11 protein-coding genes are annotated in these 9,838 nt (G+C 61.3%); 4 read left to right on the plus strand and 7 right to left on the minus strand.

Annotated features, from left to right (window positions below):
* The coding region (locus DBR24_RS06020; RefSeq protein WP_146188971.1) for a PLP-dependent aminotransferase family protein at nucleotides 1-1,132 on the minus strand (1,132 nt) is incomplete at its 3' end.
* Between the two features lie 91 nt (nucleotides 1,133-1,223).
* Here DBR24_RS06020 and DBR24_RS06025 point away from each other — a divergent pair.
* A complete protein-coding gene (locus tag DBR24_RS06025; RefSeq protein WP_128614196.1) occupies nucleotides 1,224-2,117 on the plus strand; it encodes a DMT family transporter in 894 nt (297 codons plus the stop codon).
* Between the two features lie 2 nt (nucleotides 2,118-2,119).
* Here the strand turns inward: DBR24_RS06025 and DBR24_RS06030 are convergent, their stop codons facing one another.
* Nucleotides 2,120-2,935: an AraC family transcriptional regulator gene (locus tag DBR24_RS06030; RefSeq protein ID WP_123462535.1), complete on the minus strand. Its 816-nt coding sequence runs from the start codon at nucleotides 2,933-2,935 to the stop codon at nucleotides 2,120-2,122.
* Nucleotides 2,936-3,124: 189 nt separating this feature from the next.
* On the opposite strand from DBR24_RS06030, the gene DBR24_RS06035 reads away from it, so the two are divergent.
* Nucleotides 3,125-3,640, plus strand: a complete 516-nt coding sequence (locus tag DBR24_RS06035) for a carboxymuconolactone decarboxylase family protein (protein WP_128614197.1) — start codon at nucleotides 3,125-3,127, stop codon at nucleotides 3,638-3,640.
* 108 nt (nucleotides 3,641-3,748) lie between these two features.
* On the opposite strand, the gene DBR24_RS06040 is transcribed toward DBR24_RS06035, so the two are convergent.
* Complete coding sequence (locus tag DBR24_RS06040; RefSeq protein WP_128614198.1) at nucleotides 3,749-5,194, minus strand: SulP family inorganic anion transporter; 1,446 nt, start codon at nucleotides 5,192-5,194, stop codon at nucleotides 3,749-3,751.
* A gap of 159 nt (nucleotides 5,195-5,353) precedes the next feature.
* On the opposite strand from DBR24_RS06040, the gene DBR24_RS06045 reads away from it, so the two are divergent.
* The gene (locus tag DBR24_RS06045; RefSeq protein ID WP_128614199.1) at nucleotides 5,354-5,662 is read left to right on the plus strand and encodes a hypothetical protein; all 309 of its coding nucleotides are present in this window, start codon (nucleotides 5,354-5,356) and stop codon (nucleotides 5,660-5,662) included.
* Here DBR24_RS06045 and DBR24_RS06050 read toward each other — a convergent pair.
* Complete coding sequence (locus DBR24_RS06050) at nucleotides 5,653-6,111, minus strand: GNAT family N-acetyltransferase (RefSeq protein WP_128614200.1); 459 nt, start codon at nucleotides 6,109-6,111, stop codon at nucleotides 5,653-5,655. The two genes, DBR24_RS06045 and DBR24_RS06050, sit on opposite strands and share 10 nt — an antisense overlap.
* Before the next feature lie 144 nt (nucleotides 6,112-6,255).
* Here DBR24_RS06050 and DBR24_RS06055 point away from each other — a divergent pair, with 144 nt between their 5' ends.
* A complete protein-coding gene (locus tag DBR24_RS06055; RefSeq protein WP_128614201.1) occupies nucleotides 6,256-6,900 on the plus strand; it encodes a TetR/AcrR family transcriptional regulator in 645 nt (214 codons plus the stop codon).
* A 21-nt stretch (nucleotides 6,901-6,921) separates the two neighbouring features.
* On the opposite strand, the gene DBR24_RS06060 is transcribed toward DBR24_RS06055, so the two are convergent.
* The 3 genes from DBR24_RS06060 to ggt all read right to left on the minus strand — a co-directional run.
* Complete coding sequence (locus DBR24_RS06060) at nucleotides 6,922-7,941, minus strand: lysozyme inhibitor LprI family protein (protein WP_128614202.1); 1,020 nt, start codon at nucleotides 7,939-7,941, stop codon at nucleotides 6,922-6,924.
* Nucleotides 7,942-8,041: 100 nt separating this feature from the next.
* Nucleotides 8,042-8,575, minus strand: coding sequence for a cysteine hydrolase family protein (locus DBR24_RS06065; RefSeq protein WP_123462521.1), 534 nt, complete (start codon nucleotides 8,573-8,575; stop codon nucleotides 8,042-8,044).
* Nucleotides 8,576-8,642: 67 nt separating this feature from the next.
* Nucleotides 8,643-9,838, minus strand: a 1,196-nt coding sequence (ggt, locus tag DBR24_RS06070) for a gamma-glutamyltransferase (RefSeq protein WP_256591300.1), incomplete at its 5' end; no start/stop codon positions are given.

Below are 9,838 nucleotides of genomic sequence, written 5' to 3' on the forward strand. Positions count from 1 at the left end.
GCCATAGGAAGTACGAGGACGGATGGCCAATGCAGCGCAGGCCCTTCAACAACTCGGCGGCCAGTGTCTGGCGCGCCCTGGCATCGTGACGCTTTTGCGCCTCGAGCAGCGTGACGGTGCCGTCATCGAGCCAGCCGCATGCCATCGCGGTCATCACCCCGGGGGTGTTCCAAGTGGTGGCGCGGATGATCCGCTCCAGTGCCGGCACCCTCGTGTCGGGCGCCGCAATAAAACCGACGCGCAGACCGGTCGCAATGTTTTTTGACAGCCCGGACACGTACACCGTGCGCTCGGGTGCCATGTCGATCAAGGTCCGGGGCGGGTTGTCCACCAGAAAGGCGTAGGCCGCGTCTTCGATCAGGATCAGGTCATGTTGGCGGGCAAGCATGACCAGTTGCTCGCGCTGCTCGATCGGCATCACCCAACCCAGTGGATTGTGCAGCGTCGGCATGCTGTACACCGCGCGCACCGGGCGCTGGCGGCACAGCGCGTCGAGTGCCGACAGATCCGGCCCGTGCTCGCCACACGGGATCGCCACTACCTCCAGATGCAACGCTTCGGCCAGCACTTTGAAACCGGAATAGGTCAGCGCGTCGGCCGCGATGACATCGCCGGGCTTGAGCAACGCCATCAGCGTCACCGCCAGCCCTTGCTGAGCGCCATTGACAATCAACACTTGCGCGGCGTCGACGTTGACCCCGCGCGCCGTCAGATGGCGCGCCACCGAAGCGCGTTCGTGCTGGCGACCGGCGTGGGGCTGGTAACGCAACAGCGCTTCAAGGTCGCCGGACAGTGCCAACTGGCGCAGCGCCGTGCGCAACAGGTCGGCCTGACCGGGCAACGACGGGTAGTTGAAATTGAGGTCGATCATGCCGACCGCCACGTCTTTCTGATCAATGCCCTGCCCCAGCGCCAACGAGGTCTCCCGCACAAAAGTGCCGCGTCCGGTTTCGCCGCTGACCAGCCCCATCGCCTCCAGCTCGGCGTACACCCGCGACGCGGTGGCCAGCGCCAGCCCGGCGCTGGCCGCCAGTTCCCGGTGGGTCGGCAATCGTGTGCCCGGCGCCAGACGCCCGGCGCGGATGTCGCCGGCGTAAGCGTCGACCAGTGTCTTGTAGCGGGATCGCGGCATCGCTGGATGTATCCATGACAATTCTTTGATTGTGCTGATTCTCGGCTCTAGCATGACCGAAACACAACCCCCTCTCCGAGCATGAAGGCGTATGGAACAAACCTCGAATCTGCCCCACCCGACCCTGGACAAAACCAGCGGCTGGATCAACGGCTTTATCGGCGTGGTGATCTTCAGCGGCTCATTGCCGGCCACGCGTCTGGCCGTGCTGGAATTCGATCCGGTGTTTCTCACCGTGGCACGCGCAGCCATTGCCGGGTTGTGTGCGGTGGCGCTGTTGTGGCTGTTTCGCGAACCACGCCCGGCGCGCGAGCAGTGGTGGTCGCTGTTGATTGTCGCGCTCGGCGTGGTGCTCGGTTTTCCGTTGCTGACCGCGTTGGCCTTGCAACACGTGACCTCGGCGCATTCGATTGTGTTCGTCGGACTACTGCCGCTGGCCACCGCGATCTTCGGCGTGTTGCGCGGCGGTGAACGGCCACGACCGGTGTTCTGGATCTTCTCGATACTTGGCAGTGCGCTGGTGGTCGGATTCGCCCTGGCCCAGGGGCTGACCGCTTCGCCCACCGGCGACCTGCTGATGCTCGCCGCCATTCTGGCCTGCGGCCTCGGTTACGCCGAAGGCGCAAAACTGTCGCGAAGCCTCGGTGGCTGGCAGGTGATCTGCTGGGCCCTGGTGTTGGCGCTGCCGGTGATGGCACTGCTGAGTCTGTGGCTGGCGCCCGCCTCGTTCCACGACATCAGTCTGTCAGCGTGGCTTTGCCTGGCTTACGTCGCGTTGTTCAGCATGTTGATCGGCTTCGTTTTCTGGTATCGCGGCCTGGCTCAGGGCGGGATCGCGGCGGTCGGTCAGTTGCAGTTGCTGCAACCGTTTTTCGGCCTGGCCCTGGCCGCGACACTGCTGCATGAACACGTCAGCCTCGGCATGCTGGCAGTGACGCTGGGCGTGATTTCATGCGTGGTCGGAGCGAAGAAATTCGCCAAATGACCTCAGTTGGCTGCCTTCCACGCTCGAGGACTGAGCCCGGTCTTGCGTCGAAACGCCCGGGCCAGCGCCGACGGACTTTCATAGCCGACTTCTTCGGCAATCAACGCAATCGGCTTGCCTTCGCGCAGACGTTTTTGCGCCAGACTGACTCGCCAGCTCAGCAGATAATCCGCCGGTGGCTGCCCGACGACGCGGCGAAAGTGTTCGGCAAATCCTGCGCGGGACAGGTTGGCGGCGGCGGCAAGTTCGGCCACGCTCCACGGTTTTTCCGGTTGTTCGTGGATCAGATTCAGTGCACGTGACAGCCGTGGATCGGCCAGCCCGGCCATCATCCCCGGCTGCTGTTCGCGACGCTCGATAAGGTGGCGCAACAACAGAATCACCAGCAATTCGAACAATCGGTCCATCACTGCCACCCGCCCGCAATGCGCTTCGAAAGCTTCCTTGAACAACCACTCCAGCGTGCCGCCCAGCTCCGGTATCTCCGTGAGTTTGAGCACCAGATAATCCGGCAAGGCTGCCGCCAGGGCATTACCGGAACCGCCGTCAAATGTCAGCGTCGCGCAGACGATCCGGGGGTTCATGGCCTCGTCGGCGAACATCCGATGGGCAAAGGGGCCGGGAAAGAAAATAAGCGAAGGCTCATCGAGTCTGATTTCGCGCGCGTTGCCGGGTTTGAGCAGCAACTCGCCCGCTTGCAACAGGTGCACATGGCCGCACGGTTCGTCGGCATGCACGCTGAGGCCGCAAAACGTGCCGCTGTGAAAGGTCCCGGCGTTTACGCCGAAATGGCTGAGCAAGGTGGAAAGGCGATCCATGGGCGACTCCGAGGCAAATCTGCTGCTTTTTTGGTTGCACCGCTGACGCCGTGTCGCGAAGGCGCTTGGCCGGCAATTCTGGACGATCTGCCGCATATCCTCGACGATTTGCCGCCAAGGCGCCAGTTGCGCTGCCTAACATGGCCTCCATCCCCGCTGCACTTCGCCGCGGATTTTCGGAGAATCACCATGAGCCGCATCAACGCTATCAGCCTCGACACCGCCACTGACGCCACTCGCCCGGTACTGGAAGGCGTGAAAAAGAAGATCGGTTTCCTGCCGAATCTGTTCGCCACCCTGGCCCAGGCGCCGGTGGCGCTGGAAACCTACGTGCAAGCCTCGGCGATCCTCGGCAAAACCTCGCTCAGCGCCAAGGAAAAGGAAGCGGTGTACCTCGCCACGTCACAGGTCAACGGATGCGATTATTGCCTGGCAGCACACACGCTGTTTGCCGGCAAGGCCGGGCTGTCGGCCGAAGACATCGTCGCCGCGCGTCAGGGTGAACTCAACGCCTACGCCACTCTCGCCCGGCAGTTGACCGAGAGCCGCGGCCACTTGAACGACGAACAGATCGCCGCCGCACGCGCTGCCGGCATCAACGACGTGAAGATCATTGAAGTGATCGCGCTGGTGGCCGTGCAGACCCTGACCAACTATCTGAACAACACCGCGCTGACCGACATCGACTTTCCGGCCATCGCTTAAACGCAAAAACCAATGTGGGCGCGGGCTTGCTCGCGAAGGCGATGGATCACTCAACTTCAGCGTTGAATGACACGACGCCTTCGCGAGCAAGCCCGCTTCCACACAGGATCAGTGGTGCTCGACGCCGGCACGCTTGAGCAGTTTCTTGCAGCGCTCGGAGAGGTGAAACACCTGCAATTCCTTGCCCGCCTTGGCGTAGCGCTCGCGCAAGGTTTTCAGCGCGGCGATCGCCGAATAATCGACGAAGCTCAAATGCCGGCAATCCAGCGTCACCTTCGCCGGGTCGTTGGCCGGATCGAATTGATTGAGGAACGGCGTGGTCGAGGCAAAAAACAACGTGCCATGCAGGCGATAGAGTTTGCTGCCATCGGCCTCCAGATGTTCATCGGCGTACAACTCGCGAGCCTGCTGCCAGGCGAAATTGAGCGCGGCGATGATGATGCCGCACAGCACCGCCGTGGCCAGATCGGTGAACACAGTGATGGTTGTCACCGCAATGATCACCAGCACATCGTTGAGCGGCACTTTATTCAGCACCCGCAACGAGGCCCAGGCGAAGGTCTGCTGCGACACCACGAACATCACCCCGACCAGCGCCGCCAGCGGAATACGCTCGATCAGCGGCGACAGAAACAGGATAAACAACAGAATCAACACCCCCGCCACCACACCCGACAGACGCCCCCGCCCGCCGGAACTGAGGTTGATCACCGTCTGGCCAATCATCGCGCAACCGCCCATGCCGCCGAATGCGCCACTGACCATGTTCGCCGCGCCCAGCGCCACGCATTCGCGATCCGGATAGCCCCGGGTCTCGGTGATTTCATCGGTGAGGTTGAGGGTCAGCAGGGTTTCCAGCAACCCGACCAGCGCCATCAGGATTGCGTACGGCGCGATGATGCGCAGGGTTTCGAGATCCCATGCAATGTCCGGCAGCGCGAAAGTCGGCAGGCCACCGGCGATGTGTGCCATGTCGCCCAAAGTGCGGGTCGGCAGGCCAAACAGGTAGACCAGCAGGCCGACGCCGAGGATTGCCACCAGGGCCGGCGGCACCGCGCGGGTCAGGCGCGGCAGGAGATAGACGATGGCCATGGTCAACAGCACCAGCCCGGTCATCAGGTACAACGGCGTGCCGCTCAGCCAGGCTTCACCGTTCTTGAAATGCTCCAGTTGCGCCAGCGCAATGATGATCGCCAGACCGTTGACGAAACCGAGCATCACCGGGTGCGGCACCATGCGCACCAGTTTACCCAGACGCAACAGCCCGAACGCCATCATGATCAGGCCGCCGAGCAACACCGTCGCCAGCAGGTATTGCACGCCGTGTTGCACCACCAGCGCGACGATGACCACCGCCATCGAACCCGCTGCACCGGAGACCATGCCCGGCCGGCCGCCAAACAAAGCGGTCAGCGTACAAATGATGAACGCGCCATACAGGCCCATCAGCGGGTTGAGGTGAGCCACCAGCGCAAACGCAATGCACTCGGGCAACAGGGCAAACGAGGTGGTGAGTCCGGCCAGGACATCGGCGCGCAGACGAATCGGTTTCATGGTTTACCTGACTGGGCGGCCGATGAGCACGGCCGCGGGTGTTCGCGGAAAAAGAGGGTTGCGGATGTTACGGAATTGTTCCACCGCGGGCCAGTGAACGCTGACACTGATCAACCTGACCTTTATGCTGCGCGCTCGTGCTTTGAATGAGTGCAGAACATGCCGTGTTTTCTGACTGCCCGCGAAGTGAGCCAGCGTCTGCGTGAAGCCGCACTGGGCGTACTGACAGTTGAAGTGTGCGCAGCGCCAAGCGAATCCGCACTGATTGCCGTCGATATCGAAGGCTGGCGACTGCTGCTGGATTTTGCAGACGCGCAGTTACATCACTGTGAATACGCTCGCAGTGCCGATGGCCAGGAAGGTGCGCTCGATACCTGGCAGCGCTACGGCACTGATCCTGTGAGTTTGCTCAGTACCTGGGAATTGGCGCAGATCGAGCGGTTGCTGAAGGCCTGCACTCAAGCCTGACGCAAATCCAGCAGGTAGGTGTAGTAACCGGTGTCACGCACATAACCCAGCGATTCGTACAAGCTCTGCGCGCTGAGGTTATCGGTGGCGGTTTCCAATACCAGGCCCTTGGCGCCGGTTTGCAGGGCAAAGTCGCGGGCGCTGTTCATCAGCAGTCGGCCCACGCCGCGGCCACGAGCGGCAGGCGTGGTAAACAGATCGCTGAGCAGCCAGGTGCGGTGAGCATCAATGGAGGAAAACGTCGGGTACAACTGCACAAAACCGAGCGCTTCGCCGCTGTCATCCTCAGCGAAAAAAATCACCGATTCGTCGTTAGCCAGGCGTTCGGCAATAAACGCCCGCGATTGCGCCAGGTTCGCCGGTTGCTGATAAAACCCCCGGTAAGCGTCGAACAACGGTGCCACCGCGTCCAGATGTGTTGCGTCCGCTCGCCACGCCTTGATGGTCATTTGCCCTTCCCTCCTTTGTTTGAATGTTCGAACCAGCATAGCGCTGCGTGTCGAGTGCGCTGGCTTCATCGCTATATAGTTTTGTATATTGCGAAACCGATTTCGTCAGAACCTTCCCATGCCGTCCATTCTTACCGTGTATCCATGAGCGCCATCCGCGTTCGCAACGAACAGTCGATTCTGGCCGCCGCCAGCCAGGCATTCGCCGCCAACGGCTTCGACGCGACCCAGACCCGTGACATCGCGGCCCGCGCCGGGGTGCCCAAGGCCAACCTGTATTACTACTTCCAGACCAAGGAAAACCTGTACTGCAAAGTGCTGCTGGGTTTTGTCGAGCCACTGCTGGAAGCCTCGGCGGTGTTGCGTGAAAGCGATGACCCGCTGATTGGCCTGCGTGCCTACGTCGCCGCCAGAATTCGCATCGCCCGTGAACATCCGGCGGCTGCCAAGGTGTTCAGCAGCGAATTGCTGCTGGGTGGTCGCCAACTGCCCGCTGAGTGCCGCGACCTCTTGCACGCTGAGGCGCGACGCAATGTTGAATGTTTGCGCAGCTGGATCGAGCGCGGTTTGCTGGCCCCGGTGGATCCGGAGCATTTGATGCTATTCATCTGGTCGGCGACGCGCACGTACACCAATATTGGCTGGCAGATGGGTTGCATCACTGGCCGACCCGAGCCGCAGGATGAGGACTACCAGACGGCAGCGCAGACGATCACGCGGATGGTGCTGGAGGGCGTGATGATGCCGCCGCGGACGGGGGAGATTCGTGGGGTTTTGTTTGCGACTTGAAGAGGCAGCCGCGCAACCCGGTCAGGGCATGAAGTCCAGAGGCAGAACCAATTCACCCCCCAGGTCCCTGTGCCAGGCCCGCAAGGCGTCAGGCAAACGCCCTTTCCACTCGGCAACGTTGGTGTAGTAGCGCGCACGGGATTTACCCTGCTGGTCAAATACCAACACCACCAGCCAAATTCGCTCATCCGGTGCACGCATCACAATCGCTGCATTGCTCGATGGCAGCCCCCGGACCCAGTATTTGCTGACTTCACCGTTGGGTACATCGACAGAGGCATCACCTGTCTGTGTAATGCCACAGTTTTGCAGAAGCACCTGATAGTCGCCGCCGAGAAGCGTGTGCACGATCTCGTTTTCTCGTCGAGTCTGTACCACGCCCAGTGTGAGCAAGTCATAACCCACCGCGACCGTTTGCTTCGATGCCACATACCGACCGCCGTAGTAAACACCCATCCCGGCACCGCAGTCGGAAGCATCGCCAGTCTGTGTCACGTCCATGAGTCCATTGAGCGCCGTGAACGTCAAAACGCAGTCTCCTTCTGCGTAACGGGCCTGCGTACCCTCCACAGTGGCGACCCCCTCCAGCTCACCCGAGTGACTACCGTTCGCCGCTGAAATATCGAAGGTGATCTGTGAGGCCCCCTTGCGCTGTGTTTTCAGCTCTGCCCCTTCTGAAACACCCCAGGGAATGAGCTGCCAGGTGCTATTCCAGGAAAACGGCTTGACCATGTATTCAAGGGCCGTGAGCCGCATCAGGTACTGCCGGCGTAAACAGGGGACCTGTTCGTTACATTGATTGCGTTGCTTGAGCCATCCGCGCTGATCCGCTTTCAGGGCTTTCGGGTCGGCGACCTTTGCCACAGCGGACTGCCATGCCGAACCCAGTCTCTGGTCAAGATTGGAGAGATCCGGATCGGCACAAATGGTTTTTTCAGTCGGGGTGCCGGCACTGGCGCAATCGAAACTGCTGGCGTGGACGCCGGGGGCAACAGCGAACGCTGAGAGCATCAGGAGGTGGCGGAGCTTGAGCGCGAACATCGGTAGATTCCATTCTTCAGACGGCACGCAGTATGCCAGTGACGCTGACAGAAATCCTGGGGGAGCGGGCCTGCTCCCACAGGGGAATTGGATGTGTCGGTCAGAACCTGATTTCAGCAGCCGGTTTGACATCGATCCGCGCCACGGAGCCGGTCAGGTGCGCCAGATCCTTATTGTGCTCGGCGATGATGTCCTCGGCGCTCATGTTGCCGTTGTCGAGGGTGGAATGGCCATCGGAAACGAGCACCACGTCGTAACCCAGTTGATGCGCCTGACGCACGGTGGCGTTGACGCAGTAGTCGGTTTGCAGACCGCAAATCACCAGTTGTTCGAAATCTTCACTGGGCAGCAGTTTGCGCAGTTCGGTCTGATAAAACGAATCCGGGGCAGTCTTGCGTACCCGCAGATCGCTGGCGGACGTTGCCAGTCCTTCGGCCAGTTGCCAGCCCTCGGCACCGTAGGCCAACGGGCTGTCCTTTTCCTCATGCTGGATCAGCACGACCGGCACGCCGGCCTTGCGCGCACGTGCGCCGAGGGCGTTGATCGTGTCGATCACGCGGTGAATGTCGTGGCACTGGTATTGGCCCGAGCAGAGAGCCCGCTGAACATCGATGATCAGTAATGCGGTGGTCATGATGAGCCTTCCTTGATCAATCCTTGAGACGGGGGCGGAACGCCGTCCGCCCCCTGTTTTACGCCGCTCAGTAACCCAGTGACAAGCCGGTATTGCGCCGTGGATCGTTGGCGCCGTAGAAGCGGTTCTTCCCTACCGGTTTGCCGCCCAGAGAAGGTGCACCGACCAGAATCGCCGCGATATGGTTGGCATCCTGCGGGCCGGCGAACTTGTGGCCCCAGCTCTCGAGGATTTTCTTCGTATCCGGACTGGCCGCGAAGTCTTCGAGGTTGGTTTCCTCCGGCATCCACTGCTGGTGGAAGCGCGGCGCGTCGACCGCTTCCTGCAGGCCCATGCCGTAGTCGATGACGTTGAGCATGGTCAGCAAGGTCGCGGTGATGATCCGGCTGCCGCCCGGCGTGCCGACCACCATGACCACTTTGCCGTCCTTGGTGACGATGGTCGGACTCATCGAGGACAGCGGCGCCTTGCCGGGAGCGATGGCATTGGCCTCGCCCTGCACCAGACCATACATGTTCGGCACGCCGACCTTGGAGGTGAAGTCGTCCATTTCATCGTTGAGGATCACCCCGGTCTTGCTCGCCATCACGCCGGCGCCGAACCAGTCATTGAGGGTATAAGTGACCGACACCGCGTTGCCCCACTTGTCGACGATCGAATAGTGCGTGGTGTTGCTGCCTTCATGAGGGGCCACGCCAGGCTTCAGCTCCGCCGAAACACCGGCCTTCTGCGGCTGGATCGCGTTGCGCAGTTTGGTCGCGTAGTTCTTGTCGAGCAGATGTTCGAGCGGGTTCTTCACGAAATCCGGGTCGCCGAGGTAGCTGTTGCGATCCACGTAAGCGTGGCGCATCGCTTCGATCTGGTAGTGCATGCCCTGAGCCGAGTGAAAGCCCAGATCCTTCATCGGATAACCTTCGAGGATATTCATGATCTGGCAGATCACCACGCCGCCGGAACTCGGTGGTGGCGCCGACACCACGTGGTAGCCACGGTAATCGCATTCCACCGGGGCCAGTTCCCGGGTCTTGTATTTGTCGAGGTCGGCCTGAGTGATGATGCCCTTGTTGGCCTGACTGGACGTGACAATCGCGTCGGCCACCCAGCCTTTATAGAAACCGTCGGCGCCCTTCTCGGAAATGGTGCGCAGGGTTTTGCCCAGATCCTTCTGCACCAGTTTCTGCCCGACCTGCATCGGTTCGCCGTTGTGCAGGAAAATCGAGCCGGAATCGCGCATGTCCTTCTTGAACACGTCGGTGGCGTACT

The organism is Pseudomonas sp. HMWF006 (genome assembly GCF_003061205.1).
Lineage (GTDB): Bacteria > Pseudomonadota > Gammaproteobacteria > Pseudomonadales > Pseudomonadaceae > Aquipseudomonas > Aquipseudomonas monsensis.

Coding starts and splice junctions, on each gene's coding strand:
- DBR24_RS06025 (WP_128614196.1), top strand. CDS start 1,224: ATGGAACAAACCTCGAATCTGCCCCACCCGACCCTGGACAAAACCAGC.
- DBR24_RS06030 (WP_123462535.1), bottom strand. CDS start 2,935: ATGGATCGCCTTTCCACCTTGCTCAGCCATTTCGGCGTAAACGCCGGG.
- DBR24_RS06035 (WP_128614197.1), top strand. CDS start 3,125: ATGAGCCGCATCAACGCTATCAGCCTCGACACCGCCACTGACGCCACT.
- DBR24_RS06040 (WP_128614198.1), bottom strand. CDS start 5,194: ATGAAACCGATTCGTCTGCGCGCCGATGTCCTGGCCGGACTCACCACC.
- DBR24_RS06045 (WP_128614199.1), top strand. CDS start 5,354: ATGCCGTGTTTTCTGACTGCCCGCGAAGTGAGCCAGCGTCTGCGTGAA.
- DBR24_RS06050 (WP_128614200.1), bottom strand. CDS start 6,111: ATGACCATCAAGGCGTGGCGAGCGGACGCAACACATCTGGACGCGGTG.
- DBR24_RS06055 (WP_128614201.1), top strand. CDS start 6,256: ATGAGCGCCATCCGCGTTCGCAACGAACAGTCGATTCTGGCCGCCGCC.
- DBR24_RS06060 (WP_128614202.1), bottom strand. CDS start 7,941: ATGTTCGCGCTCAAGCTCCGCCACCTCCTGATGCTCTCAGCGTTCGCT.
- DBR24_RS06065 (WP_123462521.1), bottom strand. CDS start 8,575: ATGACCACCGCATTACTGATCATCGATGTTCAGCGGGCTCTCTGCTCG.